Origin of the sequence: Pseudomonas fluvialis (assembly GCF_002835605.1) — a bacterium.
GTDB classification, from domain to species: domain Bacteria; phylum Pseudomonadota; class Gammaproteobacteria; order Pseudomonadales; family Pseudomonadaceae; genus Aquipseudomonas; species Aquipseudomonas fluvialis.
Genome location: NZ_PIYS01000032.1, coordinates 81,882 through 107,167, shown reverse-complemented (window position 1 = coordinate 107,167; position 25,286 = coordinate 81,882). Strand labels below are relative to the sequence as shown.

Annotated in this window: 25 protein-coding genes and 1 tRNA gene; 13 read left to right on the top strand and 13 right to left on the bottom strand. The window is 63.4% G+C overall.

Features of this window, described 5'->3' with window-relative positions; translation table 11 throughout:
• Nucleotides 1–19: 19 nt before the first annotated feature.
• A complete protein-coding gene (locus CW360_RS15940) occupies nt 20–1,267 on the top strand; it encodes a multifunctional CCA addition/repair protein (RefSeq protein ID WP_093984795.1) in 1,248 nt (415 codons plus the stop codon).
• Here the strand turns inward: CW360_RS15940 and folK are convergent.
• Both folK and folB read right to left on the bottom strand, forming a co-directional pair.
• A complete protein-coding gene (gene folK, locus CW360_RS15935; RefSeq protein ID WP_101194368.1) occupies nt 1,239–1,754 on the bottom strand; it encodes a 2-amino-4-hydroxy-6-hydroxymethyldihydropteridine diphosphokinase in 516 nt (171 codons plus the stop codon). The genes CW360_RS15940 and folK overlap by 29 nt on opposite strands.
• Nucleotides 1,754–2,107, bottom strand: coding sequence for a dihydroneopterin aldolase (gene folB, locus CW360_RS15930; protein ID WP_093984793.1), 354 nt, complete (start codon nt 2,105–2,107; stop codon nt 1,754–1,756). Before folB ends, folK begins: the two co-directional genes overlap by 1 nt.
• 52 nt (nt 2,108–2,159) lie before the next feature.
• Here folB and plsY point away from each other — a divergent pair, with 52 nt between their 5' ends.
• The gene (gene plsY, locus CW360_RS15925) at nt 2,160–2,729 is read left to right on the top strand and encodes a glycerol-3-phosphate 1-O-acyltransferase PlsY (protein WP_093984822.1); all 570 of its coding nucleotides are present in this window, start codon (nt 2,160–2,162) and stop codon (nt 2,727–2,729) included.
• Between the two features lie 19 nt (nt 2,730–2,748).
• Here the strand turns inward: plsY and tsaD are convergent, their stop codons facing one another.
• Nucleotides 2,749–3,774, bottom strand: a complete 1,026-nt coding sequence (tsaD, locus tag CW360_RS15920) for a tRNA (adenosine(37)-N6)-threonylcarbamoyltransferase complex transferase subunit TsaD (protein ID WP_101194367.1) — start codon at nt 3,772–3,774, stop codon at nt 2,749–2,751.
• Between the two features lie 266 nt (nt 3,775–4,040).
• Here tsaD and rpsU point away from each other — a divergent pair, with 266 nt between their 5' ends.
• The 5 genes from rpsU to CW360_RS17150 all read left to right on the top strand — a co-directional run bounded on the left by rpsU (nt 4,041) and on the right by CW360_RS17150 (nt 9,565).
• Entirely contained in the window at nt 4,041–4,256 is a 216-nt protein-coding gene (rpsU, locus tag CW360_RS15915; protein WP_021702507.1) for a 30S ribosomal protein S21, read from the top strand.
• Nucleotides 4,257–4,373: 117 nt separating this feature from the next.
• A complete protein-coding gene (dnaG, locus tag CW360_RS15910) occupies nt 4,374–6,320 on the top strand; it encodes a DNA primase (protein WP_101194366.1) in 1,947 nt (648 codons plus the stop codon).
• A gap of 67 nt (nt 6,321–6,387) precedes the next feature.
• Complete coding sequence (gene rpoD, locus CW360_RS15905) at nt 6,388–8,232, top strand: RNA polymerase sigma factor RpoD (protein WP_101194365.1); 1,845 nt, start codon at nt 6,388–6,390, stop codon at nt 8,230–8,232.
• A 94-nt stretch (nt 8,233–8,326) separates the two neighbouring features.
• Nucleotides 8,327–8,403 (top strand) — tRNA-Ile (locus CW360_RS15900).
• A gap of 127 nt (nt 8,404–8,530) precedes the next feature.
• A complete protein-coding gene (locus tag CW360_RS17150) occupies nt 8,531–9,565 on the top strand; it encodes a hypothetical protein (protein WP_245874738.1) in 1,035 nt (344 codons plus the stop codon).
• 35 nt (nt 9,566–9,600) lie between these two features.
• On the opposite strand, the gene CW360_RS15890 is transcribed toward CW360_RS17150, so the two are convergent.
• Nucleotides 9,601–9,789, bottom strand: a complete 189-nt coding sequence (locus CW360_RS15890; protein WP_101194364.1) for a hypothetical protein — start codon at nt 9,787–9,789, stop codon at nt 9,601–9,603.
• Between the two features lie 115 nt (nt 9,790–9,904).
• Between CW360_RS15890 and CW360_RS15885 the strand changes: the two genes are divergently transcribed.
• Nucleotides 9,905–10,114, top strand: a complete 210-nt coding sequence (locus CW360_RS15885; protein WP_101194363.1) for a hypothetical protein — start codon at nt 9,905–9,907, stop codon at nt 10,112–10,114.
• Here the strand turns inward: CW360_RS15885 and CW360_RS15880 are convergent.
• Nucleotides 10,070–11,068 (bottom strand): GGDEF domain-containing protein, encoded by a 999-nt coding sequence (locus tag CW360_RS15880; protein WP_101194362.1) that lies wholly within the window; start codon nt 11,066–11,068, stop codon nt 10,070–10,072. The two genes, CW360_RS15885 and CW360_RS15880, sit on opposite strands and share 45 nt — an antisense overlap.
• Before the next feature lie 355 nt (nt 11,069–11,423).
• On the opposite strand from CW360_RS15880, the gene CW360_RS15875 reads away from it, so the two are divergent.
• The 5 genes from CW360_RS15875 (at nt 11,424) to CW360_RS15855 (ending at nt 16,558) form a co-directional block, all read left to right on the top strand.
• Nucleotides 11,424–12,635, top strand: a complete 1,212-nt coding sequence (locus tag CW360_RS15875) for a putative DNA modification/repair radical SAM protein (protein WP_101194397.1) — start codon at nt 11,424–11,426, stop codon at nt 12,633–12,635.
• Nucleotides 12,635–13,465 carry a TIGR03915 family putative DNA repair protein gene (locus CW360_RS15870; RefSeq protein ID WP_101194361.1) on the top strand — a complete coding sequence of 277 codons (831 nt, stop codon included), beginning with the start codon at nt 12,635–12,637 and terminating at the stop codon, nt 13,463–13,465. Before CW360_RS15875 ends, CW360_RS15870 begins: the two co-directional genes overlap by 1 nt.
• Nucleotides 13,466–13,542: 77 nt before the next feature.
• Nucleotides 13,543–14,640 (top strand): methyl-accepting chemotaxis protein, encoded by a 1,098-nt coding sequence (locus CW360_RS15865; protein WP_101194360.1) that lies wholly within the window; start codon nt 13,543–13,545, stop codon nt 14,638–14,640.
• A gap of 5 nt (nt 14,641–14,645) precedes the next feature.
• On the top strand, nt 14,646–15,536 hold the full coding sequence (locus CW360_RS15860) for a nitrate- and nitrite sensing domain-containing protein (protein ID WP_101194359.1): 891 nt from the start codon (nt 14,646–14,648) through the stop codon (nt 15,534–15,536).
• Between the two features lie 368 nt (nt 15,537–15,904).
• Entirely contained in the window at nt 15,905–16,558 is a 654-nt protein-coding gene (locus CW360_RS15855; RefSeq protein WP_101194358.1) for an endonuclease, read from the top strand.
• A gap of 74 nt (nt 16,559–16,632) precedes the next feature.
• Here CW360_RS15855 and CW360_RS15850 read toward each other — a convergent pair whose 3' ends face one another.
• The 8 genes from CW360_RS15850 to bioF form a co-directional block, all read right to left on the bottom strand.
• Nucleotides 16,633–18,411, bottom strand: a complete 1,779-nt coding sequence (locus CW360_RS15850) for an acyl-CoA dehydrogenase C-terminal domain-containing protein (protein WP_101194357.1) — start codon at nt 18,409–18,411, stop codon at nt 16,633–16,635.
• 243 nt (nt 18,412–18,654) lie between these two features.
• Entirely contained in the window at nt 18,655–20,460 is a 1,806-nt protein-coding gene (locus CW360_RS15845; protein WP_093984763.1) for a phenylacyl-CoA dehydrogenase, read from the bottom strand.
• 210 nt (nt 20,461–20,670) lie between these two features.
• Nucleotides 20,671–21,348, bottom strand: a complete 678-nt coding sequence (locus CW360_RS15840; RefSeq protein ID WP_245874737.1) for a putative metalloprotease CJM1_0395 family protein — start codon at nt 21,346–21,348, stop codon at nt 20,671–20,673.
• 129 nt (nt 21,349–21,477) lie between these two features.
• Entirely contained in the window at nt 21,478–21,783 is a 306-nt protein-coding gene (locus CW360_RS15835; RefSeq protein WP_093984761.1) for a hypothetical protein, read from the bottom strand.
• A 95-nt stretch (nt 21,784–21,878) separates the two neighbouring features.
• Complete coding sequence (gene bioD, locus CW360_RS15830) at nt 21,879–22,562, bottom strand: dethiobiotin synthase (protein WP_101194355.1); 684 nt, start codon at nt 22,560–22,562, stop codon at nt 21,879–21,881.
• 36 nt (nt 22,563–22,598) lie between these two features.
• A complete protein-coding gene (bioC, locus tag CW360_RS15825; RefSeq protein WP_101194354.1) occupies nt 22,599–23,387 on the bottom strand; it encodes a malonyl-ACP O-methyltransferase BioC in 789 nt (262 codons plus the stop codon).
• Nucleotides 23,380–24,111 carry an alpha/beta fold hydrolase gene (locus CW360_RS15820; protein ID WP_101194353.1) on the bottom strand — a complete coding sequence of 244 codons (732 nt, stop codon included), beginning with the start codon at nt 24,109–24,111 and terminating at the stop codon, nt 23,380–23,382. Before CW360_RS15820 ends, bioC begins: the two co-directional genes overlap by 8 nt.
• Nucleotides 24,104–25,273: an 8-amino-7-oxononanoate synthase gene (bioF, locus tag CW360_RS15815; protein ID WP_101194352.1), complete on the bottom strand. Its 1,170-nt coding sequence runs from the start codon at nt 25,271–25,273 to the stop codon at nt 24,104–24,106. The genes CW360_RS15820 and bioF overlap by 8 nt, the downstream gene beginning before the upstream one ends.
• Between the last annotated feature and the right edge of the window lie 13 nt (nt 25,274–25,286).

Below are 25,286 nucleotides of genomic sequence, written 5' to 3'. Positions count from 1 at the left end.
GCCGACAGAGGAGAGCGGCATGCAAATTTACAAGGTGGGCGGCGCGGTACGTGACAGGCTGCTGGGGCGGCCCGTGCACGACATCGATTGGCTGGTGGTCGGCGCCACGGCCGAGCAATTGCTGGCCCAGGGTTTTCGCCCGGTGGGCGATGATTTCCCGGTGTTTCTCCACCCGCAGAGCGGCGAGGAATATGCCCTGGCCCGCACCGAGCGCAAGAGCGGCAAGGGCTATGCTGGCTTTGTCTTCCACGCCAGCCCCGACGTTACCCTGGAAGAGGACCTGCTGCGCCGCGACCTGACCGTCAACGCCATGGCCGAAGACGCGCAAGGGCATGTCATCGACCCCTATGGCGGCCAGCGCGATCTGCAACAGCGCGTGCTGCGCCATGTCTCCCCGGCCTTTGCCGAAGACCCGCTGCGTGTGCTGCGCGTGGCGCGTTTTGCCGCCCGCTATGCGGGCCTGGGCTTTCGTGTCGCCGAGGAAACCCTCGGTCTGATGCGGCGCCTGGCACGCTCCGGCGAGCTGAGCAGCCTGACCGCCGAGCGTAGCTGGAAGGAAATCTCCCGCGCCCTGCAGGAGCCCCACCCCGACGTGTTCATCCAGGTACTCAAGGATTGCGGGGCCCTCAAGGTGCTCCTGCCGGAATTGCAGGCACTGTTTGGCGTGCCGCAGAACGCGACCCATCACCCCGAGGTGGATAGCGGGCTGCATACCCTGATGGTGCTCCAGCAATGCGCGCGCTTTGCCCAGCCACTGGCCGTGCGCTGGGCCTGCCTGCTGCATGACCTGGGCAAGGGCAGCACGCCACGCGCGCAGTGGCCCCGCCATATCGCCCATGAAACCCGTGGCCTGGCAGCCATCAAGCAGGTCAACCAGCGCCTGCGCGTGCCCCGCGACTGCGCCGAGCTGGCCCTGCTCACCGGCGAGTACCACACCCATTGCCACAGGGCGCTGGAGCTGCGTCCGAACACCGTGCTGGAACTGCTGCAGGCGCTGGATGCCCTGCGCCGCCCGGAACGCTGGCAACTGTTCCTCGCCGCCTGCGAGATGGATGCCCGTGGCCGCCTGGGGTTCGAGGAGCGCGACTACCCGCAGGCCCGCTACCTGCAAGGCGCCCTGCAGGCTGCCCAGGCGGTCAGCGCCCGCGAACTGGTCGCCCAGGGGTTGTTCGGTGCGGAGTTGGGCAAGGCCCTCGCGGAGCAGCGCCTGCAGGCGCTCAAGCGCTACAAGCAGGCATTTAGTCTGCCAACAGCGCCGCCGGCGTGAGCTGACGGCCCTGCCAGGCAAAAGCCACCGGGGCCAGCTGCTGATCGATCCGCGCCTGCGCCCAGAGTTCGGCAAACGGCTGCTGCACCTGCGGATGCAGTACATCGGGCGCCAGCAGTGCCAGCGGCCAGAGAACGAAGGCATTGCGCAGGATTTCCGCACGCGGCAGCAGCAGTCCATCGAACTCGCCGACCTGCTCGCCGTACAGCAGCACGTCGATATCCAGCGGCAGGCCGCGGCGATCCTCGGCATAGCGACCATTCGCCGCTTCGATGGCCTTCAAGCGCTGATCCAGCTCGGCCAGTGGCAACGCACACTCCACTGCCACGACCAGATTGAAGAACGGGCCGCTGCGAATCCCCACCGGGGCACTTTCGAACACCGGCGAACAGTGCAGCTCGCCGAACAGCTGCTGCAACGCATCGAGTCCGGCGCACAGGTTGCGCTCGCGCTCGATATTGCTACCCAGGCCCAGATAGACGCGCATCAGCGGCTCCCGCGCTCGATCTCCACCCCGACCATGCGAGCCTCCGGCACAGCACCCGGCTTGCCTACGCGCAGGCGCAGCCAGGTCATGGCGAACTCACGCAGCAACACCTCGGCCAGGCGCTCGGCGAAGGTTTCCACCAGCTCGAAGCGCGCCTCCTCGGCAAACGCCAGGATGCGCGCGCTAACCGCGGCATAATCCAGGGCATCCGCCAGCGCGTCGTGGGCGGCAGCGGCACGGTTATCCCAGGCCATGCTCAGGTCCAGCAGCAGGCACTGGCGAATGCCGCGCTCCCAGTCATACACGCCAATCACCGTGTCGACCTGCAAACCCTCGATAAAGACTGTGTCCACCCTGCTCATGCCCCGCTAGAATCGGGGCTCAACCGCCCCGGGAATGGAAACCATGTTTTGGCTGCTGGTACTGCTTGCCTACCTGCTCGGCTCACTGTCCTTTGCCATCCTGATCAGCCAGCTGTTCGGCAACGCTGATCCACGCCTGGGTGGCTCTGGCAACCCCGGGGCCAGCAACATGCTGCGCATGGCCGGGCGCAAGGCCGCCTTGTTCACCCTGCTCGGCGATCTGGGCAAAGGCTTGCTGCCCGTGCTGATCGCCGCTGAACTGGGCCTGAGCCTGCAGCAACAGGCCTGGGTCGGCCTGGCGGCGGTGCTCGGGCATCTCTATCCGCTGTATTTCAATTTCCGTGGCGGCAAGGGCGTAGCCACTGCCGCCGGCATGCTGTTCGGTCTTTACCTGCCGGCGGCACTACTGGCCCTGTCGGTATGGCTGCTGACTTTCAGCCTGACCCGCACCAGCTCACTCGCCTCACTCACCGCTACACCGCTGACCCTGCCGCTACTGGCCTGGCAACAACCGGCGGCCCTGCTGCCCATGAGCGTACTGACCGGACTGATCGTGTGGCGACACCGCAGCAATTTACGCGATCTGCTCGACGGCCGTGAGCGACATTTCTAAGCGTTCACCTGCAGCGCATTCATAGTGGCGGCAGGCTCTCCATGGGCCAGCGCGCCTGCACCTTGATCGCCAGGTCTTCCTTTTGCCCGGCCAGCAGACGCTGGCACCCGGCATAAGCGATCATCGCCCCATTGTCCGTGCAGAAGCGTGGGCGCGCATAAAACACCTGGCCACGCATTTCACCGAGCATCTGCTGCAGCGACTCGCGCAACGCCCGGTTGGCACTCACCCCACCGGCGATCACCAGGCTGGTCAGGCCCGTCTGCTTGAGGGCGCGACGACATTTGATGGTCAGGGTCTCCACCACCGCCTGCTGGAAGGCCAGCGCCACATCGGCGCGGCTCTGCTCGCTGGCATCACCTTCGGCCTGGCAGCGTTGCCAGGTGTTCAGGGCAAAGGTCTTCAGGCCGCTGAAGCTGAAATCCAGCCCCGGCCGGTCGGTCATCGGTCGCGGGAAGACAAAACGCCCCGCCACGCCCTGCTCGGCCAGGCGCGCAATCTCCGGCCCGCCCGGGTAGGGCAGGCCCATCAGCTTGGCGGTCTTGTCAAACGCCTCGCCGGCAGCATCGTCCAGTGACTCGCCGAGCAGCTGGTAGCGGCCAATGCCATCGACGCGCACCAACTGGGTATGGCCGCCGGATACCAGCAAGGCGACGAACGGAAAGGCGGGCGGCTGCTCTTCGAGCATCGGCGCCAGCAGATGGCCTTCCATATGATGCACACCCACCGCCGGAATGCCCCAGGCAAAAGCCAGCGCCTGGGCGCAGGAGGCACCCACCAGCAGCGCGCCGACCAAGCCCGGCCCGGCGGTATAGGCCAACGCATCAATATCGTCCGGCGTGCAACCCGCCTCGTCGAGCACCTGGCGGATCAGCGGCAGCATGCGCTTGACGTGATCACGCGAAGCCAGCTCGGGCACCACGCCGCCATACACCCGGTGCAGATCGATCTGGCTGAACAGCGCATCGGCCAGCAGGCCGCGCTCGCTGTCATACAGCGCCACGCCGGTTTCATCGCAGGAAGTTTCCAGTCCCAGCACTCGCATGAGCCGTCAACCTTGAAATAAGCCGAATCTGAACAACGCACCTGCACCCAGCGGGCGCAACGCGGGGCATGCTGCACAACCCGCTGGCGCGTTACGAAGGCGCGCATCATAATGCCCACCCCCCGCCCAGACCAGCGCTTTTCTAAGCAAGGCTTTGCATTCGCTGGTACAACGCGGTAATATCCGCAACCCTTGAAAACCGACGTATCCCGTGCCGTTTGCCGGGAGCGCGTTCACCACCGGTAATTAATGAAGGTACGACCTGGATGCCAGCCGTCAAAGTTAAAGAGAACGAACCCTTCGACGTAGCTCTGCGTCGCTTCAAGCGCTCCTGCGAAAAAGCCGGCGTACTGGCTGAAGTGCGTTCGCGCGAGTTCTACGAAAAGCCGACCACCGAGCGCAAGCGCAAAGCGGCCGCAGCCGTTAAGCGTCACGCCAAGAAAGTGCAGCGCGAACAGCGCCGCCGCGAGCGCCTGTACTGAGTTGATCAGTAACGCCGCCTAAGGCTTTGGCAAACCCGGCTCCGGCCGGGTTTTGCATTTGTGGCATGCACCAGCTGCGCGTTCCCGCTTCACCCACATACGCTTGCAGTGACCCCCATGGCCGGCCTGATACCCCAGAGCTTCATTGATGACCTGCTCAACCGCACCGACATCGTCGATGTGGTCAGTTCACGCATCCAACTGAAGAAGACCGGCAAGAACTACAGCGCCTGCTGTCCGTTCCACAAGGAAAAGACCCCCTCCTTCACCGTCAGCCCGGACAAACAGTTCTACTACTGCTTTGGCTGCGGCGCCGGCGGCAACGCCCTCGGCTTCATCATGGACCACGACCACCTGGATTTCCCCCAGGCCGTCGAGGACCTCGCCAAGCGTGCCGGCATAGACGTGCCCCGCGAGGACAGCCGCAGCCCGCAACAGCCACGCCAACCCAGCGACTCACCGCTCTACCCGCTACTCAGCGCCGCCGCCGAATACTACCGCGCCGCCCTGAAAAGCCATCCAGCCCGCAAAGCAGCCGTCGACTACCTGAAAGGCCGCGGCCTGTCCGGCAGCATCGCCCGCGACTTCGCCCTGGGCTTTGCGCCGCCCGGCTGGGACAACCTGATGCGCCAGTTTGGCGGCGACAACCTGCAGCAGAAAGCCCTGCTGGATGCCGGCCTGCTGGTGGAAAACAGCGAAAGCGGAAAACGCTACGACCGCTTCCGTGACCGCGTGATGTTCCCCATCCGCGACAGCCGCGGGCGCGTCATCGCCTTTGGCGGGCGCGTGCTGGGCGACGACAAGCCGAAGTACCTGAACTCCCCGGAAACCCCGGTGTTCCACAAAGGCCAGGAACTCTACGGCCTCTACGAAGCACGCCAGCACAACCGCCAACTCGACGAAATCATGGTCGTGGAAGGCTACATGGACGTCATCGCCCTGGCCCAGCAAGGCCTGCGCAACGCCGTTGCCACCCTGGGCACCGCCACCAGCGAAGAACACATCAAGCGCCTGTTCCGCCTGGTACCCAGCGTACTGTTCTGCTTCGACGGTGACGGCGCCGGACGCAAGGCCGCCTGGCGCGCCCTGGAAGCCGTACTGCCCAACCTGCAGGACGGACGCCGCGCACGCTTTCTCTTCCTTCCCGAAGGCGAAGACCCGGACAGCCTGGTGCGTGCCGAAGGCAGCGAGCGTTTTCGCGACCGCCTGCAACAGCAAGCCCTATCCCTCGCCGACTACTTCTTTCAGCAACTCAGCGAAGAAGCCGACCCGCGCTCCCTGGAAGGCAAGGCACACCTGGCCACCCTCGCTGCCCCACTGATCGAGCGCATTCCCGGCAACAACCTGCGCACCCTGATGCGCCAGCGCCTCAGCGAAATTACCGGCCTGAGTGCCGAGCACACACCGGCTGCCCGTCAGGCGCCGTCCGCCAGCGCACCCACGCAGCACGAGCCTGACGACCTCAGCCACTATTACAACGCCCAGCCGTCCTACGACGACTATCCAGCCAGCCCGCTCAGCAACGACGCACCGGCAACCGCCCCCCGCACAAGCTGGAAGAGCGAGCGTCCCTGGTCCGGCAAGGGGCGCCGCCAGCCGCCACTCCCACCGCGCCAGGCGGTCAGCGTCGAGTCACCCACACTGACCGCCGTACGCACCCTGCTGCGCTACCCGCAACTGGCCCAGCGCGTCGATGACGCCAGTCACTTCGCCGGCGGCAGCGACCTCTACGCGCAATTGCTGGTCGCGCTGATCGAGGCCCTGCAGAAAAATCCACAACTGCACAGCCTGCAACTGCTCGCCCGCTGGCACGGCACCGAACAGGGCCGCCTGCTGCGCGCCCTGGCAGAAAAGGAATGGCTGATCGACAGCGACAACCTTGAACAGCAGTTTTTCGACACCATTACTACACTCTCCGCAAGCCAGCAGCGCCTACAACGCGAAAACGCCGTGCAGGCCATCCTGCAAAAGAGCCCCGGCGAACTGAGCACGGAAGAAAAAGAACTGTTGCGCGAGCATTTCAGCCGCGTGCAGAGCAGCGACAAGAGCCAAACTGGCGTCTGACCCAACGGCTCGGGTATAATCCCCGGCTTGTTTTTTGCCCGCCAAGACCTTCAGTGGATAGGGTGTTATGTCCGGAAAAGCGCAACAGCAATCCCGCCTCAAAGAATTGATCGCCCGCGGCCGTGAGCAGGGTTACCTGACTTATGCCGAGGTCAACGACCACCTGCCGGAAGATATCTCCGATCCGGAACAGGTCGAAGACATCATCCGCATGATCAACGACATGGGCATCAACGTATTCGAAAGCGCCCCGGATGCGGATGCCCTGCTCCTGGCCGAAGCCGATACTGACGAAGCCGCCGCCGAAGAAGCCGCTGCAGCCCTGGCTGCCGTGGAAACCGATATCGGCCGCACCACCGACCCGGTACGCATGTACATGCGTGAAATGGGCACCGTGGAACTGCTGACCCGCGAAGGCGAGATCGAAATCGCCAAACGCATCGAGGAAGGCATCCGCGAGGTGATGAGCGCCATCGCCCATTTCCCCGGCAGCGTCGACGGCATCCTTGCCGAATACCAGCGTGTCACCAGCGAAGGTGGCCGCCTGTCCGATGTCCTCAGCGGCTACATCGATCCGGATGACGGCAGCGTGCCGGAAGCCGAAGTCGAGCCTGTCGAACTCAAAGACGACAGCGTCGACAAGGACAAGGACGACGAAGACGAAGAAGACGGCGACGCCGAGGAAGAAGAAGGCGACGGCGGTCCGGACCCGGAAGAAGCCGCGCGCCGCTTTGGTGCAGTAGCCGAGCAACTGGTCAAGGCCAAGAAAGCCCTGAAGAAGCACGGTCGCGGCAGCAAGCAGGCCGATGCCGAACTGCTGGCCCTGGCCGAGCTGTTCATGCCCATCAAGCTGGTGCCGAAACAGTTCGACGTATTGGTCGCCGGCGTGCGCAGCGCCCTGGAGCGCGTGCGCCAGCAGGAACGCGCGATCATGCAACTCTGCGTACGCGACGCACGCATGCCGCGCAGTGACTTCCTCAAGCTGTTCCCCGGCAACGAAGTTGACCTGGAATGGGTCGATGGCCTCAGCAAGGGCAAAGCCAAGTACGCTGCCGCCCTGGCCGAGCTGAGTGACGAGATCAAGCGTAATCAGCAGAAGCTGCTCGACCTGCAGAGCGAAGTCGAACTGACCATCGCCGAGATCAAGGACGTCAACCGCCGCATGTCGATCGGCGAAGCCAAGGCACGCCGCGCCAAAAAGGAAATGGTCGAGGCCAACCTGCGCCTGGTCATCTCCATCGCCAAGAAGTACACCAACCGCGGCCTGCAATTCCTCGACCTGATCCAGGAAGGCAACATCGGCCTGATGAAAGCCGTGGACAAGTTCGAATACCGTCGCGGCTACAAGTTCTCCACCTACGCCACCTGGTGGATTCGCCAGGCCATCACCCGCTCGATCGCCGACCAGGCGCGCACCATCCGTATTCCGGTGCACATGATCGAGACGATCAACAAGCTCAACCGCATCTCCCGCCAGATGCTCCAGGAAATGGGCCGCGAGCCCACCCCGGAAGAGCTGGGTGAGCGCATGGACATGCCCGAGGACAAGATCCGCAAGGTACTGAAGATCGCCAAGGAGCCAATCTCCATGGAAACGCCCATCGGTGACGACGAAGACTCGCACCTGGGTGACTTCATCGAAGACAGCACCATGCAGTCGCCGATCGACGTAGCCACCGTGGAAAGCCTCAAGGAAGCCACCCGCGACGTGCTTTCCGGACTCACCGCCCGCGAAGCCAAGGTATTGCGCATGCGCTTCGGTATCGACATGAACACCGACCACACCCTCGAGGAAGTCGGCAAGCAGTTCGATGTCACCCGCGAGCGTATCCGCCAGATCGAAGCCAAGGCCCTGCGCAAGCTACGCCACCCGTCACGCAGCGAGCACCTACGCTCCTTCCTCGACGAGTAAACACAAAATCCCCGGCCCGCCGGGGATTTTGCTTTATGCCGCCCGATAACTGGCAGGCCTCCCAGCCCGTGGTTATAATCGCGCCTCCTTCTGAGGGCCTATAGCTCAGTCGGTTAGAGCAGAGGACTCATAATCCTTTGGTCCACGGTTCGAGTCCGTGTGGGCCCACCAACTCCAAAGCCGCGCACTGCGCGGCTTTTTAGTTTCTGCAGCGCAACGCTGCGAAACAGTCCTATAGTCCAAAGGTACAAATTCGGTACAGTGCTGGTGCAGCCGCACGCCTTTGGAGCTCAAAAACATGGCCACCATTATCAAAACCGAAGCCGGCACCTGGAAAGCCTTGGTGCGCAAAACTGGCTGGCCGACCAACACTAAAACCTTCCGAACCAAACGTGATGCCGAAGACTGGGCGCGCCGCACCGAAGATGAAATGGTCAGGGGCGTGTACATCCAGCGCAGCGGCTCCGAGCGCATGACTCTGGAGAAGGCCCTTGAACGCTATCTGGCCGAGGTGACGCCCAGCAAGAAACCCACCACGCGCAAGGCTGAAGCCACCAAAGCCAAGCAGCTGATCCAGCACCTGGGCAAATACTCCCTGGCCGCCCTCTCCGCCGAGATCATCGCCAACTACCGCGACACCCGCCTAGGCACCCTGAGCAAGCGCGGCGCCCCTACCAGCAACAACACCGTGCGCCTGGAGCTTGCCCTGCTTAGCCACTTATTCACCGTGGCGATTCAGGAGTGGGGCCTGGGGCTCACCTTCAATCCAGTATTGAATATCCGCAAACCAAGCCCTGGTGATGGGCGCGACCGCAGACTAAGCGCCGAAGAGGAAATGGGAACGGTCGGCATGGCTTCTGCCGCGATGAGCATGGCAGGCTCCACTGCTATGGCCGGAGCCCAGAATGTGGCTGGGGGCGTTTCAGCCATCAAAGCAGCAATGCAGAAAGCGCAGGGAGCGATGGATGACGGCGGCATGCCCATTTTCCAAGGCTCTGCAGGGGCAGATGGCAACAGATCGGGCAGCCCGCTGGCCGAGGCCATGGGGGACTCTGGCGGCAGTGCGCTACAGCAACCCGCCAAACTAGCCGTAAGCACCACTGCTGAACTTGCCAAAGGTGCAGGTGCAGTTATCGGGGAGAAAGCCGCCAAGCTCGGCAGTAACTTTATGGAGCAAGCCCAGCAGACCCTCGGCGGCCAGATGGCAGCAGCCATTCGGGGCCAGGAGGACGATCAGCCCAACAGCATCGGGCCAGGAAGCGAAAGCGGTGGCTCGCCAGAAGACGAGATTGCCGAGTTCGTTAATCGCGGCCGCCGAGACGAGAAATTTTAGCGGCTAAAATCAGGTAGCCCCGCCCGGGGCTACCGCTATGCCACTGGAACAGATTTCCAGCGCGAGAAGTCCAGCGCAGCAATCTCTGCCGCAACCTCCTCCTCAGTCGGTGGCTCTGCATCACCCAGGCCAAGCCGCTTGTTCTCGCGAATCGCGTTGGCCACTGCGGTTTTCCCTAGGGCATAGCGCTCCAAGACACCCTCAAGCTCATCTCGATCCTGCATACCGGCACCTCTCAGGTCATGGCCAAAATTTAGCAGCTAAAATCCCCTGCCTGCTTTAGCCGCTAAAATTCGCATAATCGAGTGTCACTACAGACCGCCCGCCAAAGGAATAGGCATGAACGACACCCCATTGATTGAAGAGCCTTTGTTCATCACCGACGCAATCGAGGCCGAGATGATCAAGGCTGGCCACGTATTTGAGCCTCCCAAGCATGTGTCCACCGGCCGTCTTTACGAGCTCCCGGGCTTTGAATACCTGCGCTATAGCGATGAAAAACCATCAGACATGACCACGCCTGCAGGACATACAGAGCAAAAAAGCTAGGCGCAGCTTTTCAGCGATCGCCAGTGCTTCATGCCATTCCGTGCCGGCAAGCAGCACTGCAAACTCCTCGCCGCCCAGTCGACCGCAGAGGTCGGCTTCACGCAAGGTTGCTTTCAGTCGTTTCGCCACCGCGTGCAGCACCCGGTCCCCCGTAGCGTGACCGTGGGTGTCGTTGATCTGTTTGAAGTGGTCGATGTCGAGCATGAGCGCGCAGAGCGGCAAGCCGTGGCGGCGGGTGTAAGAGAACATCGCATCGGCCTGCTCCTTGAAAGCGCGCAGGTTGTTCAGCCCAGTCAGTTCGTCGGTGCGCGCGGCATTGCTGGCGATGCGGTGCTGGATCTCCAGTTCGCGGCGCAGCCACAGCAGAGAGCCCAGTGCATCGGACAGTTCGCGGGTGGCACGCATGACGAAGATGGAAAAGGCCAGAGTGGTCACGGCCAGCAGCCGTTGTTCGGTGCCCGGTTCGGTGAACAGCCACAGCGTTGTGGGTAGCAGCACCAGCGCCACGGCGGCGAGGGTCATGGAGCGATAAGCCGAATAGGCCGAAATGGCGCTGCCGGCCATGCCGATCGCAAAAAAGAGGGTCATGACCTGTGACAGCAAACTGTCGCGGGACATCAGCAGAAAAGCACCGATGCCCCAGATTGCGGACGTGACTACAAGCGTCACCCAATACACGCCTTCCCAGCGGGCAGGCGTGCGGTTATGTGGGGCGCTGCGGTGGTAAGCCCAAAACAGACTGAGTCGAACCATGCCGGCCAGACACAGGGCAATGAGCCAGGGGGCGATAACGGCGTGGTTGCCCAGATCGTGCTGCAACCAGGACAGCACCGTTGCTCCCCCCACACTGCCAAATGTGGCGAGGAAAGACTGACGAAACAGCAGTTGCAGCCGGTCGGTGCGCACCTGCAGGGCAACCGAGTCGCTGGCGGGAGACTCAGGCGAGAGAGGCATGAGCCACCTAAGGTCTGAATTAAGGGCAGGCTTTAGTCACCCCCCGTGAGCGAAATAATAGACTGGCGCCAGATATTAGCCCCCCGGCCCGACGCAGAAAGTGAAACCTGAAAACGCACGCGGTCTCGTTCCCCACCCAAGCACTAGAAATAGCCGTGGCAATGATATTTCTGCAGGTACCTGATCTTTCTGGAGAGTGTGTACCCACCATCTTGCAAGCCGCGCTGCGTGGCTTTTTTCAGCGTGCGCCTAGCTAGCCAGCCCACTGCGGGACTGGGAGGGCCTACCTGCTTGTCAGGCAGCAGGCTCTACGTATACTGTACGAATATACAGTATACAATTAATCGTGATCGCCATGCAGCTGTTGGACAAACTCACCATCCTCGCCGATGCAGCCAAGTACGACGTTTCCTGCGCCAGCAGTGGCGCGCCCACGCGCAGCTCCAAAGGTAAGGCTGGGCTGGGTTCGACCAATGGTGCGGGGATCTGTCACAGCTTTACCCCGGACGGGCGCTGCATTGCCTTGCTGAAAATCCTCCTGACCAATTTCTGCCTGTACGACTGCCAGTACTGCATCAATCGTCGTTCGAGTGATGTGCCGCGCGCGCGTTTCAGCCCGGAAGAGGTGGTGCAGCTGACCCTGGACTTCTACAAGCGCAACTACATCAGTGGCTTGTTTCTCAGCTCAGGCATCATCCGTTCCGCCGACTACACCATGGAGCAATTGGTTCGCGTGGCACGCCTGTTGCGCGAGGAACATCTGTTCCGTGGCTATATCCACTTGAAGACCATTCCCGATGCCGCCCCCGAACTGATTGCCGAAGCCGGGCGTTATGCGGATCGGCTCAGCGTGAATATCGAACTGCCGACCGAGCGCAGCCTGGTGCAACTGGCACCGGAAAAGCGTGTGGTGAGTATTCGCCAGGCCATGCAGCAGATTCATCACGGTGAGCAACAGGCTCAACAGGAACGCCGCGCGCCGCGTTTTGCTCCGGCTGGACAGAGCACACAGATGATCATCGGTGCCGACGCGACCGACGACAGCACCATCCTGCACAACGCCCAGACCCTGTATCGCAGCTATCGCTTGCGACGTGTCTACTACTCGGCGTTCAGCCCGATACCACACAGCCCGAAGACCGTGCCCTTTGCCGCGCCGCCACTGCTACGCGAACACCGCCTTTATCAGGCCGATTTCCTGATGCGCGGGTACGGTTTCCAGGCCCGCGAACTGCTCGGCGGGCCGGGCAATCTGGCCTTGGATATCGATCCCAAGTTGGCCTGGGCGCTGGCGCACCGCGAGCAATTTCCGCTCGACCTGAATCGTGCCGAGCAGCAACAGATAGCCCGCGTGCCAGGCATCGGCATGCTCAGCGCCCGACGCCTGGTAGCCTTGCGCCGCGAGCGACGTATTCGTCTGGCCGACCTGCTGCACCTGCGCTGCGTGCTGGACAAGGCGCGCCCCTTCATCATTACCGCCGACTATCGCCCCAGCCAGGCCGAGCAGGAGTCCGCCAGCCTGCGTCAGCAACTGCGCGACAGCCCGGCACAATTGGCACTCTGGTAATGCGTACGCTGTATGTCGATGGCACCTTCGCCGGTTGGCGTGAGGTTGCACGCCAGGCCTTGCTGCAGGGCCTGGCGCCGCATCAGTTGCACTGGCAGGACGCCGACAGCTGCCCTGGCCTGTTCGATCATGGTCAGGCCGCCCTGCCGGCCAGCACCGGCCACTTGCGCGTACCGGCACAACTTCTACAACAGCTGGAGTGCGCCGCACGCTACCGTGGCGAGGCACGCTGGAGCCTGCTCTATCGCGTGCTATGGCGTGTTGTGCATGGCCAGCGCAGTGCGGCTCTGGCTGGCGACCCTGACGGCAGCGAACTGCAGCGACGCATCAAGGCCGTACGCCGCGAGGCACACCACCTGCACGCCTTTGTGCGCTTTCAGCCGGCACCCGCCGTTAGCGAGGTGGACCTGTTGGCCTGGTTCGAGCCTCGCCATGACATTCTCGCCTGGGCCAGCAGGCACTTCAGCGAGCGCCTGGGCCAGCAACGCTGGCTGATTGCCACGCCTGCAGACGGCGTGCACTGGGATGGCCAGCGCCTGCACCATCATCGCCACTGCCCGCGCCAATGGCAGGTCTGGGCCACGCAGCCTGACAGCGAGGGGCAAGCGCTGTGGCAGGCCTACTACAGCAGCACCTTCAATCCGGCGCGCGTTAATCCGCGCGCGCTCAAACAACACCTGCCCAGCCGCCTCTGGCGGCATCTGCCGGAGGGCACGCTGATTCCACAGCTGATCAATCAGGCACGCCATGGCGCACAGCACCATAGCCAGGCGCCGCTGCTGCTGCGACGTCCTGGCAAGCGCATTGCCCCGCCTGACAGCAAGGACTGACTGAGCGCGTACTGGCCAGCTGGCATCACTCTTGCGTAAACCTGGTGTGCCTCGCGCTATCCAGGGAGTTCTGCCAGATGAACGGGATCACCTATCCAGCCTTTCTGCTGCTGCGCGTGCTCGGCCCGCAGCGCACTCTGCTGGCGCTTGCCAGCCTGGGTGCGTTCAGCCTGCTGGGCTTATGGCTGTGGCCGGGTTACGGCGCGGCGTGGCTCAGCCTGCTGTCTGCCTACCTGAGCCTGGCGTGCCTGCAACGCCTGTTCCACGCCTTGCACACCCTACGCGAGCCAACCCCCACCGGCAGCGGCGACCTGCTGGAGCCGCTGCGCCAGCATTGGCAGCACGAGCGGCTGTTAGAGCAGCGCGAACAACAACTGTTGCAGCAACGCCTGGATGAAATCTCGCACTCCTCGCAGGAGCTGGAGCACAGCGCCGCCCAGGTGACACACAATGCACAGGCACAAAGCGAGGCGGCCACCGTCGCCGCCGCAGCGGTCGAGCAGCTGAATGTGAGCATCGTTGAGGTCGCGGGACTGGCCGCAACGGCGCAGCAAACCAGCGAGCAAGCCAGCGCCGAACTGCAGCACAGCATCGAACAGCTCACCAATCTGGTGCAGCAGGTCACCCGCATGGACGAGCAGGCGGTGGCTACCAACAACCTGTTCCAGCAGTTGAACGCCTACTCGCAGACCATCAGCGAGATGTCCGGGACTATTCGCGGCATCGCCACGCAAACCAACCTGCTCGCGCTCAACGCCGCCATCGAGGCCGCCCGTGCCGGGGAAAGTGGGCGTGGCTTTGCAGTAGTCGCCGACGAGGTGCGCCGCCTGGCCCAGCACAGCCAGGATTCAGCCAATGAGATCAGCCGCAATATCGAGCAGATACAGCAGCACATTGCTAACGCCAGCCAGCAGATGGCCGCGCTCAGCGAACAAGCCGAGCGCAGTGCGGCGCGCTCGGCCAGCGTGCGCAACCAACTGGATACCGTGCAGGAGTGGACCGGCCAGCTGACCGGGCAGGTCGAGCAGGTCGCCGTGAGCACCGAGCAACAGGGCAAGGCCGTGGCAGAAATCGCCGAACTGGCCGACCGCGTGCGGCGCGGTAATGCCGACAACCTGCAGGCGGCCGACCAGGCGCGCAGCATCGCTCATCACCTGGCACATCTGACGAGGTAAACAGCATGCACGACGTGTCTGCCTGGATCACCCTACCCGGCCTGGCGCTTGGCGTCGCGTTGCTCTGCGCGCTGCTCTACCCGCTGCATCGGCGCCTGCAGCAGCGCCAACAGCGCCAGCTCCGCTTGAACATCACCCAGCTCAGCCTGCTACGCGAGCTGATCGGCGGCTGGCAGCGCCACCGCGGACTGAGCAATGGCCTGTTATGCGGGGACAGCAGTCTCAGCCAGGACTTGGCTGCCGTGCGCCTGCAGGTCGACGATCACCTGCTGCAGGCGACACGCTTGTCCGGTAACCAGCAGACCGCCTGGGCCAGCCTGTTCGATCACTGGTCGCGCCTGCGCGACGTGCGCAACAGCGACCCGGCCAATAACCTGGCCCAGCATCACCTGATCATCCGTAACGCCATCTTTCTGATGGAGGACATTGCCAGCGAGTTCGACCTGAGCCAGGGCCGCAGCGAGCTGTCCTACCTGCCGTGCATCTGGCATGAGGTGATCCAGGCAGCCGAGTGGGCCGGGCAAGCGCGCGCATTGGGTACGGGAATCGCTGCCGCACGGCACAGCAGTGCCGAGCAGCGGGTACGCCTGCGCTTCCTGAAACAGAAGATCGAGCAACTGTCGCGTAGCGCCTTCACCACCCTGCACAACCATGAGCAATGCAGACGCTTCAACCTGATGCGCGGAGAGCAGACGGTGTTGAGCTTCCTGCGCTGTATCGACCAGGAACTATTGAATGTTGAGCAACCTGGGATAGCCGCCAAGGCTTACTTCCAGTGCGCGACACTGGCCATCGATGAATTGCTGGCGCTGATTGATGTCGCTCTGCGCCATCTGCAGGAGACAGGCCGCGGAGCTACGACTGGCAATTCCCAGGCAAAGAAAAACCCCGACTAGCGGGGTTCTGCAGAATGTTGCGGCTTCCATGCTCGGCCATCGTCCTGATGGCAATCCTCGCAATCCCTGTACTCCGTGGCGCGTCCTGCGCGTCGTCCTTGTGCTGGCAATGTTACGCAGGGCGCCAGTAAGGCCATAGTGGCAAAATGCACCACACCGTGTAAGCCAAGGCTTACACGGCTGCGCCTAGCGCGAAGACGACTGCGAAAATGCCAAGCACTAGCGGTTTCACTTGTGACGAAGCTCTTGTTAGACTGAAATTGTCCGACAAATGCCATGCACCGCGAACCCTCCAGCCTGGTTCCACGCATGCCGCATGACGCACCACCGACAACAAGGCCACAGGCCATATAACAAAGGTTCTTCGCATGCGCTCACTCGCTATCGCTCTCTCCTGCCTGGCCCTGAGCAGTCCTGCTGCACTGGCCAGCGGGCAAAACCAGCTAGACGATGCCGAACAGGCCATTGCCCAGCACTTCTGGTCGCTCTATCCCCAGGGCGGCACCACACTGTATTGCGCTACGCCTTTTAGTGGCGCACACAGCACCTTCACAGCCGCCGCCGTATTCAGTGAACGGCAGATCAAGCAGGCCATGCGCTGCGCGACCAGCAACCAGTGCACGCTCGTCAACCCCAAATACCCCTACATGCTGGCCGACTTGCACAACTACTACCCGGCACTCACCCGTGTGGAACAGGCACGCCGCGGCGCCGCTTTTGGCACACTGGCTGAGCAAGTCGAGCCACGTTTTGCCGATCTCGACTGCGCGGTGAAGATCAAGCACAAGACCATCGAGCCGCCAGACACAGCGAAAGGCAACGTGGCACGGGCGATGTTCTACATGCACGAGGAGTACAACCTGCGCCTGCCCGGTAACCTCGAAGAGCTCAAGGCCTGGCACCGCATGGACCCGCCGGACAGCGAGGAGCAGGCGCGCAATGAACGCATTGCGCAGATTCAGGGCACGCGCAATCGCTTTATCGACAACCCGGCGCTGGCCGACACCCTGGGCCGGGAATAATCCGGCACAAAAAAACAGGCCCGCCATCTCTGGCGGGCCTGTTTTTTATGAGCGACGCAAGGCGCCGCCTAGGCTCAGAACTGCGCGGCGTCGAGCAGGTACAGCGACTCGCTGCCCGCCTTGACCGAAGCACTCAGCGAGTGAATACGCGGCAACAAGCGGGCGAAGAAGAAGCGCGCGGTACCCAGCTTGCTCACGTAGAACTCGTCCTGATCCTGCTTGGCCAGGGCGGCACGCGCCATCAGTGCCCACATGTAGGCATAGGCGGTGTAGCCGAACACCTGCAGGTACTCCACCGAAGCGGCACCGATTTCGTTCGGGTTGGCCTTGGCGCGCTCGATGACCCAGGCAGTCAGGGCGTCCAGGTTGCTCACGGCAGCCTTGAGCGGCTCGACAAACTCGGCCAGGCTGGCATCGGCACTGCCGATGAAGGCCTTCATTTCGTCAGAGAAGTGCTTGTAGAAGCTGCCACCGCTGCCAACGATCTTACGCCCCATCAGGTCCAGCGACTGGATGCCGTTGGTGCCTTCGTAGATCTGCGTGATACGGCAGTCGCGGATCAGCTGCTCCTGGCCCCACTCGCGGATGAAACCGTGGCCGCCGAAGATCTGCTGGCCGTGCACGGTGGTTTCCAGCCCCATGTCGGTGAGGAAGGCCTTGGCAACCGGGGTCAGCAGGGCAACCAGCTCCTCGGCACGCTTGGCCACAGTGGCATCTTCACTGTACTTGGCGGTGTCGAGCTGCATGGCAACGTAGCTGGAGAAAGCACGGCCACCTTCGTTCAGCGCCTTCATGGTCAGCAGCATGCGGCGCACGTCCGGATGCACGATGATCGGGTCGGCGGCCTTGTCCTTGGCGACCGGACCGGTCGGTGCACGGCTCTGGATACGATCACGGGCGTACTCGATGGCGCTCTGGTAGGAACGCTCGCCCAGCGCCAGCCCCTGGATACCCACGCCCAGACGCTCGTAGTTCATCATGGTGAACATGGCGTTGAGGCCCTTGTTGACTTCGCCAACCAGGTAGCCGGTGGCGCCGTCGAAGTTCATCACGCAGGTGGCCGAAGCCTTGATGCCCATCTTGTGTTCGATGGAGCCACAGCCCAGGCTGTTCTTCTCACCCAGCGAACCATCGGCATTGACCATCACCTTCGGCACCAGGAACAGCGAAATACCTTTCGGGCCGGCCGGGGCATCCGGCAGCTTGGCCAGTACCAGGTGAATGATGTTCTCGGTCAGGTCATGCTCACCACCGGTGATGAAGATCTTGGTGCCGGTGATCTTGTAGCTGCCATCGGCCTGCGGCTCGGCCTTGGTGCGGATGATGCCCAGGTCAGTACCGGCATGCGGCTCGGTCAGGCACATGGAGCCAGCCCACACACCGGCGTACATGTTCGGCAGGTACTGCTGCTTCAGCTCTTCGCTGGCGTGGTTGAGGATCGACAGGCAGGCACCGGCGGTCAGCATCGGGTACAGGCCAAAGGACAGGTTGGCCGAGTTGACCATTTCTTCGACTTGCGCGCCGATTACCTTGGGCATGCCCATGCCGCCGAACTCCGGCGAGCCGCCCACACCTACCCAGCCACCATCGGCGTAGGTCTGGTAGGCCTCGGGGAAACCGGCCGGGGTTTTCACCGCACCGTCTACCCAGGAGCAGCCTTCTTCGTCACCGCTGCGATTCAACGGAGCGATGCTGCCGGCAGTGACTTTGCCCGCCTCTTCGAGAATGGCGGCGGCGGTTTCCTCATCGACGACTTCGGCCAGGCCAGGCAACTGTGCCCAGAGCTTGGACACTTCAAAGACTTCATTGAGTACGAAGCGCATATCGCGCAGAGGAGCTTTGTAATCTGCCACGGGTATTTCCTCGAAAAAACCAGGGTGAAAGCCAATCGGCCGGTTTTGCAGGGCCGGCAGTTTAGCTTAACAACGTTTCAAAGACATAGAGTCAGGTTAGGACTGTAAGGTCTGCAAGCGTTTCACCGCTCACCCCTAGCAGCCAAGCAGTCACGACCTGCACTGATCTACCGCGCATTGCCTGGAAAAACCCATAAAAAAACCCCGCCAGCATGGCGGGGTTCTTTTTTACTCAAGCAACCCTTAGTAACCCAGCGCGAAGTCTTCTTCGGCCATGTCCATCAGGTTGTTGGCGCCAGACAGCATGGCTTCTACGTGAGTACGGGTGCGCGGCAGGATGCGCGCGAAGTAGAAGCGAGCGGTCTGCAGCTTGGCCTTGTAGAAGGCTTCGTCGCCGGTACCGGCAGCCAGCTTCTCGGCGGCCAGGCGCGCCATGTCGGCCCAGAAGTAGGCCAGGCAGGCGTAGCCGGAGTACATCAGGTAATCCACGGAAGCGGCACCGACTTCTTCGCGATCTTTCATCGCAGCCATGCCGATCTTCATGGTGATGTCGCCCCACTCCTTGTTCAGCTTGGCCAGCGGCTCGACGAATTCCTTGACGGAATCGTTGCCTTCGTTGGCCTGGCAGAACTTGTGCACGATCTTGGTGAAGTTCTTCAGCGCGCCACCCTGGGTCATCAGCACCTTGCGACCCAGCAGGTCGAGGGCCTGAACACCGGTAGTGCCTTCGTACATCATCGAGATACGGCAATCGCGCATGTTCTGCTCCATGCCCCACTCGGCGATGAAGCCGTGGCCGCCATAGATCTGCATGCCGTGCGAAGCTGCTTCGAAGCCGACTTCGGTCATGAACGCCTTGGCGATCGGAGTCAGGAAGGCCAGCAGCTCGTCAGCGGCTTTCTTCTCTTCTTCGTTCTGGCTGTACTTGACCAGGTCGACCTGCTTGGCCGCGAAGTAAACCATGGCGCGGTTACCTTCGGCGAAAGCCTTCATGGTCAGCAGCATGCGACGTACGTCCGGGTGGACGATGATCGGGTCAGCCGCCTTGTCCGGCGCTTTCGGGCCGGTCAGGGAACGCATCTGCAGACGCTCACGAGCGTACTTCAGGCCACCCTGGAAGCCGATTTCGGCGTGGGCCAGACCCTGCAGGGCGGTACCCAGACGAGCGGTGTTCATGAAGGTGAACATGCAGTTCAGGCCCTTGTTGGCTGGGCCAATCAGGTAGCCGGTGGCGCCGTCGAAGTTCATTACGCAGGTGGCGTTACCGTGGATGCCCATCTTGTGCTCGATCGAGCCACAGGACACGGCGTTACGCGCACCGGCAGTGCCGTCGGCGTTGGGCAGGAACTTCGGTACGATGAACAGCGAGATACCCTTGGTGCCCTGCGGGGCGTCGGGCAGACGGGCCAGCACGATGTGCACGATGTTGCCCGACATGTCGTGCTCACCGGCAGAGATGAAGATCTTGGTGCCGGAAACTTTGTAGCTGCCGTCAGCCTGCGGCTCAGCCTTGGTGCGCAGCATGCCCAGGTCGGTACCGCAGTGCGGTTCGGTCAGACACATGGTGCCGGTCCACTCGCCGGAAACCAGCTTGGTCAGGTAGACGTGCTTCTGCTCGTCGGTACCGTGCTCGGAGATGGTGTTCATCGCGCCGTGCGACAGGCCCGGGTACATGCCCCACGACCAGTTGGCTTCACCAACCATTTCGCTGATAGCCAGGCCCAGGGACTCCGGCAGGCCTTGACCGCCGTGCTCGACGTCATGCGCCAGGCTCGGCCAGCCGCCTTCGACGAACTGCTGGTAGGCTTCCTTGAAGCCCGTCGGGGTCTTCACGCCTTCAGGGGACCAGGTGCAGCCTTCGATGTCACCTACACGGTTCAGCGGAGCGATCACCTGCTCACAGAACTTGGCGCCTTCTTCGAGAATGGCGTTAACCATGTCCGGGGTAGCATCTTGGCAAGCCGGCAGGCTCTGATAGTGCGCTTCATAGCCGAGCAGTTCGTCACGTACGAAGCGAATATCACGCAAGGGGGCCTTGTAATCAGGCATATCGGTAAACCTCTGCGAAGGGTTTCTGGTTGAGAAGACCGGCACTCCGGCCACTGTCAGCAACAACTTTTTCGATGTCCGCACCATCGCTTTCGACGGGCAGTCAAACAGGCGTTTGAAACATACGTTTACGCCAAGCCACTGTCAAGCATCTGCCTGGCAGGTTCTGCAGCATCCATTGAACATAGCAGAAATTGCCCGATACGCTGCTCAGGCCCGTGCGCGAAACGAAGTGTCGGGCGCCAGAGGACGTCCAAGCAGCAGATACAGCTCCAGACTGGGCGGAGGCGGCAGGCGCATTGCCGGCTGAGCGTCGACCGACTCTTCGGCGGCAGCTTCACGCGTCGCCTGTTCGGCCGCGTCGGCACGGGCCTGGCGCTCCGCCTGGGCAGCCTGCTGTTCGGCACGCTGTTGCTCGGCCAACTCGGCTCGCGCCTGCGCGGCAATGGCCCGCGCCGCGGCCGCTACGCGCAGATCCTGCCCGGAAGGCTCGGCAGGAGCGAGGGCGGCGCGCTGCACCACCTCCATCTTGCGCAGGGTCGCTTCAGGATCATTCGGCACCGGGCTGACATCGATACTGACCTCGCCACCGCTGATGTAGCTGCGCCCGTCCGGCCCACGCGTGTAGCTGTAGCTGGGTGCCCCGGCGTATCGACCACCCACCGCACTGTGTGCCTGTTCATGGGCGATCACTTCGCGCTCACGACTGGCCAACTGGCGTACCTGCAGCAGCTCGCGCTGTTGTTGCGCCTGCTCGGCCGGATCACCGGGCGATTGTTCGCGGGGGTCGCCGGAACCGGCAGCGCGCTGCACGGCGGCGGGAGATTCAGCCGTAGCAGAGGAAGAGTCCTCGGCCAACGCCGGGCTGGCGGGCGGACCAGCTGTCATTGCAACACGCTTGTCCAGACCGGATGCCAATGGCACGGCTAAGGGTAATGGGCTGCCGATCAGCATGATCAGTCACTCGACGCCGACCCCCCAGGCACCGAACCGCCCTGCACAACGCAGGGCGCGGTGTCAGGCGCGGGTATCGACCAGGGTGCCGAGCATTTCGTCGGCAGTGGCGACAACCCGGGCGCCCGCCTCGACATCGTTGCGCGCACTTTTCAGTTCAACCAGGCTCTCGGCCAGCGCCTGATTATCTACCCGCTCGGCGGCCTGACTGGGCTGAGCAGGCGGCAGCGCCTGGGCAGGGCTGCCCTGTGCTTCACCCTGCGGAGCTACCGCACCACGGGCAATTTCACTGGCGGCCTGATCCATACGCTGCTGACCGGCACGCATGGCGTTGAGACCGGAGTTGAAAGCGTTGGAGGAAATTTCCATAAGAAGCTCCTGATCATGCAGGACGGGACACAGGTCTATTGAAGCAGACTCTGCTCAAAATTCGTACAAGCAAAGTGCTATGGCTGTGTAACCGTTTATAGCGAAAGCATAGATAGCTGCAGGTAACTGGCTACCGCGTGCGGCACGGCACTGGCCAGACGCGGCACCCGACCCAGGCAGGGGGCCGGCAGGCGCTCGGCCAGCGTCGCCAGGTTTTCCTCCAGGCGCGAGGTCTGTGGGTCGACGATATTGGCGACCCAGCCAGCCAGCCGCAGGCCGTCGCGGGCGATGGCTTCGGCGCTCAACACGGCATGATTGATACATCCCAGACGCACGCCCACCACCAGGATCACCGGCAGGTCGAGCGCTACCGCCAGGTCGGCCAGGGTCTCACGCCCGGCCAGCGGTACACGCCAGCCACCGGCGCCTTCGACCAGGGTGAAATCGGCACCACGCGCCAGCACCTGCTGCACAGCCGGTTGCAGCCGCGCCACACTCAGTTCAACAGCCGCTTCGCGTGCCGCCAGGTGTGGCGCGATGGCCGGCGCGAAGGCGAATGGATTGACCTCCGTATAGTCGAGCGCCAGCGTGCATTGCCCAAGCAGCGCCAGCGCATCCTCATTGCGCAGTCCCTCGCTCGTCTGCTCGCAGCCGGAAGCCACCGGCTTGGCCGCCGCCGTGCTCAGCCCGGCCAGACGCGCAGCGTGCAGCAGTCCGGCCGCGATGGTGGTCTTGCCGATCTCGGTGTCCGTGCCGGTCACGAAGTAGGCTTGTGGCATAACGGTCACTCCTCGAAATCGCCAGGCACGCCGCCCTCAGGCGGGCCGCCGCAGCACGCCATAGACAATCTGATAGGTAGCCGGCAGGCCCGCAGGCTGGCGGAACTGCTCGTAGGCCTCGACCAGCGCACGGATCCGCGCACGCCCGGTCAGGCCATCGGGACGTCCTGGGTTGAGGTTGTGCGCGCCCAGCGCCTTGAGCTCATGCGTCAGGGCACGCAGGTCAGGAAAGTGCAGCCGCCGCGCCTGCTGCTGCAACGTCAGCACCTGCAGGCCACTGGCCGCGCACAGCGCCTGGTAATCGGCAAAATGTCGGAAGCGATTGACGTGCACAAAGCCATCCACGGCTTGCCAGCTGTCACGCAGCTCCTGCAGGGTGCCGACACACAGGCTGCTGAAGGCCAGCACACCCCTTGGACGCAGTACGCGACGGGCCTCGCCCAGCACCGCGGCGAAGTCGCCACACCATTGCACGGCCAGGCTGGAGAAGATCAGCTCGCAGCTATCGTCACGCAGCGGCAGCTGCTCGGCATCCCCAGCGATGAAACAGCCAGCCCCGCCCTGCGGTCGGGCATGGCGCAGCATGCCTTCGGCCAGGTCCAGGGCCACACCCTCGGCCTCCGGATAACGCGCGGCCAGGCAACGGGTGAAATGTCCAGTACCGCTGCCCAGGTCCAGCCAACGCGCCGGCCGGTGTGCTGGCAGGTATTCCAGGAGCTGCGCACCCACCGCGCGCTGCAGAGCCGCCACGCTGTCGTAGCTCGCTGCGGCCCGGGAAAAGGACTCGGCCACCCGGCGCTTGTCCGGCAGCACATGCTCAGTCATCGGCCGCCTCACGCATAAAGGCTTGCATGGCCGCCGCTACCTCATGTGGATATTCCAGGGGAAAAGCGTGGCTGGCGCCGTCGATCAGACCCACCTGGCTGTTGGGCTGCAAAATCCGCAAGGCGCCGGCCAGCTCCGCCGGCACCAGTGCATCGGCAACGCCCAACAGGTGCAGTTGCGCGCCGGCAAAGCGCTGCAAGGCGCTGCGCGCATCGAAACTGCCCAACACCTCCAGCCCGGCTAGCAGTACCTCGTGCGAGAGCTGCGGAGCGCCACTCTGCAGTTGCCGGGCCAGCGTTCGCGCTTCAAGCGCCCCCTGGCTGCAGAGCAGGCAGAAGCGCTTGAGGGTGGCCGCCGGATGCTCGGCGCAGCCGGCAACGAAGGCCGCGAAGGTGTCCTCAGGCATACCACAGGGCCAGTCCTCCGCAGCGACGAAGCAGGGATTACTGGCCAGCGTCAGCAGCCCGCGACAACGCTCGCCGCGCAGCGCCGCCAGTTCGCTGGCCAGCATGCCGCCGAGCGACCAGCCGCCCAGCCAGGTGTGTGGCGGCAGGCGCTCATCCAGCTCCAGGAGCCAGTCGCGTGGCTCACCGCGACGCAGTTCGGGCAACGGCTCGATCTCCACCCTGAGCGCCGGGTCGAGGCCACGCAGGGCTTCGGCCAGCACGTCCAGCGGCAGGCTGCCCAGGCCCCAGCCCGGCAACAGGATCAGTCGCTCAGTCATGTTCACTCACCAACGGCCAGCACTCGGCCAGGGCGTCCAGCAGTTGCTCCAGCTGTGCTGCGCTGTGCGCGGCAGAGAGGGTCACACGCAGCCGCGCGCTGCCGGCCGGCACGGTCGGCGGGCGGATGGCGCCGACCAGCAGGCCACGCTCCCTGAGCAGCGCAGACAGCCACAGTGCACGCTCGCTGTCGCCGACCAGGATCGGCTGGATAGGCGTCGGACTGTCCATCAGGCGCAGGCCGATTTCCGCAGCGCCACTACGGAAGCGGGCGATCAGCCGGTTGAGATGCTCGCGGCGCCAGCTTTCCGTCTGCAGCAGTTGCAGGCTCTTCAAGGTGGCGCAGGCCACGGCCGGCGGCTGGCTGGTGGTATAGATGTAGGGGCGGGCGAACTGAATCAGCGTCTCGATCAGCTCCTCACTGCCGGCGACGAAGGCCCCGGCAGTACCGAAGCCCTTGCCCAGGGTGCCGACCAGCACCGGCACCTCCTCGATCCCCAGGCCGTAATGCTCGACGATACCGCCGCCCGTAGCGCCCAGCGGACCGAAGCCATGGGCATCGTCGACCATCAGCCAGGCGCCTTTCTGCCGTGCGGCGGCACACAGTGCCGGCAGGTCGGCGAGGTCGCCATCCATGCTGAACACGCCATCGCTGACCACCAGGGTATTGCCCGTGGCTTTCTCCAGACGGCTGGCCAGGCTGGCCGCGTCGTTGTGCAGATAGCGCGAGAAGCGCGCGCCGGACAGCAGCCCCGCGTCCAGCAGCGACGCGTGGTTGAGACGATCCTCCAGCACCGTGTCGCCCTGCCCGACCAGCGCCGTCACCGCCGCCAGATTGGCCATGTAGCCGGTGGAGAACAGCAGCGCGCGCGGCCGCCCGGTGAACTCGGCCAAGGCCTCTTCAAGCTGGTGATGCGGCGTGCTGTGGCCGATTACCAGATGCGAGGCGCCACCGCCGACGCCCCACTGCGCGGCACCATCGCGCATGGCCTGGATCACTTCAGGGTGATTGGCCAGTCCCAGGTAGTCGTTGGAGCAAAAGGCCAGCAGCTCACGGCCGTCGACCCGCACCTGCGGCCCCTGCGGCGATTCGAGCAGCGGTCGCTGGCGATACAGATGGGCGGCGCGGCGCTCGGCGAGACGCGTAGCGAGATCGAAAGACATTACAAAAGCTCCA

Excerpts from the sequence above, each read along its gene's own strand:
- CW360_RS15940 (WP_093984795.1), top strand. The coding sequence starts at position 20 with ATGCAAATTTACAAGGTGGGCGGCGCGGTACGTGACAGGCTGCTGGGG.
- folK (WP_101194368.1), bottom strand. The coding sequence starts at position 1,754 with ATGCGCGTCTATCTGGGCCTGGGTAGCAATATCGAGCGCGAGCGCAAC.
- plsY (WP_093984822.1), top strand. The coding sequence starts at position 2,160 with ATGTTTTGGCTGCTGGTACTGCTTGCCTACCTGCTCGGCTCACTGTCC.
- tsaD (WP_101194367.1), bottom strand. The coding sequence starts at position 3,774 with ATGCGAGTGCTGGGACTGGAAACTTCCTGCGATGAAACCGGCGTGGCG.
- rpsU (WP_021702507.1), top strand. The coding sequence starts at position 4,041 with ATGCCAGCCGTCAAAGTTAAAGAGAACGAACCCTTCGACGTAGCTCTG.
- dnaG (WP_101194366.1), top strand. The coding sequence starts at position 4,374 with ATGGCCGGCCTGATACCCCAGAGCTTCATTGATGACCTGCTCAACCGC.
- rpoD (WP_101194365.1), top strand. The coding sequence starts at position 6,388 with ATGTCCGGAAAAGCGCAACAGCAATCCCGCCTCAAAGAATTGATCGCC.
- CW360_RS17150 (WP_245874738.1), top strand. The coding sequence starts at position 8,531 with ATGGCCACCATTATCAAAACCGAAGCCGGCACCTGGAAAGCCTTGGTG.
- CW360_RS15890 (WP_101194364.1), bottom strand. The coding sequence starts at position 9,789 with ATGCAGGATCGAGATGAGCTTGAGGGTGTCTTGGAGCGCTATGCCCTA.
- CW360_RS15885 (WP_101194363.1), top strand. The coding sequence starts at position 9,905 with ATGAACGACACCCCATTGATTGAAGAGCCTTTGTTCATCACCGACGCA.
- CW360_RS15880 (WP_101194362.1), bottom strand. The coding sequence starts at position 11,068 with ATGCCTCTCTCGCCTGAGTCTCCCGCCAGCGACTCGGTTGCCCTGCAG.
- CW360_RS15875 (WP_101194397.1), top strand. The coding sequence starts at position 11,424 with ATGCAGCTGTTGGACAAACTCACCATCCTCGCCGATGCAGCCAAGTAC.
- CW360_RS15870 (WP_101194361.1), top strand. The coding sequence starts at position 12,635 with ATGCGTACGCTGTATGTCGATGGCACCTTCGCCGGTTGGCGTGAGGTT.
- CW360_RS15865 (WP_101194360.1), top strand. The coding sequence starts at position 13,543 with ATGAACGGGATCACCTATCCAGCCTTTCTGCTGCTGCGCGTGCTCGGC.
- CW360_RS15860 (WP_101194359.1), top strand. The coding sequence starts at position 14,646 with ATGCACGACGTGTCTGCCTGGATCACCCTACCCGGCCTGGCGCTTGGC.
- CW360_RS15855 (WP_101194358.1), top strand. The coding sequence starts at position 15,905 with ATGCGCTCACTCGCTATCGCTCTCTCCTGCCTGGCCCTGAGCAGTCCT.
- CW360_RS15845 (WP_093984763.1), bottom strand. The coding sequence starts at position 20,460 with ATGCCTGATTACAAGGCCCCCTTGCGTGATATTCGCTTCGTACGTGAC.
- CW360_RS15840 (WP_245874737.1), bottom strand. The coding sequence starts at position 21,348 with ATGACAGCTGGTCCGCCCGCCAGCCCGGCGTTGGCCGAGGACTCTTCC.
- CW360_RS15835 (WP_093984761.1), bottom strand. The coding sequence starts at position 21,783 with ATGGAAATTTCCTCCAACGCTTTCAACTCCGGTCTCAACGCCATGCGT.
- bioD (WP_101194355.1), bottom strand. The coding sequence starts at position 22,562 with ATGCCACAAGCCTACTTCGTGACCGGCACGGACACCGAGATCGGCAAG.
- bioC (WP_101194354.1), bottom strand. The coding sequence starts at position 23,387 with ATGACTGAGCATGTGCTGCCGGACAAGCGCCGGGTGGCCGAGTCCTTT.
- CW360_RS15820 (WP_101194353.1), bottom strand. The coding sequence starts at position 24,111 with ATGACTGAGCGACTGATCCTGTTGCCGGGCTGGGGCCTGGGCAGCCTG.
- bioF (WP_101194352.1), bottom strand. The coding sequence starts at position 25,273 with ATGTCTTTCGATCTCGCTACGCGTCTCGCCGAGCGCCGCGCCGCCCAT.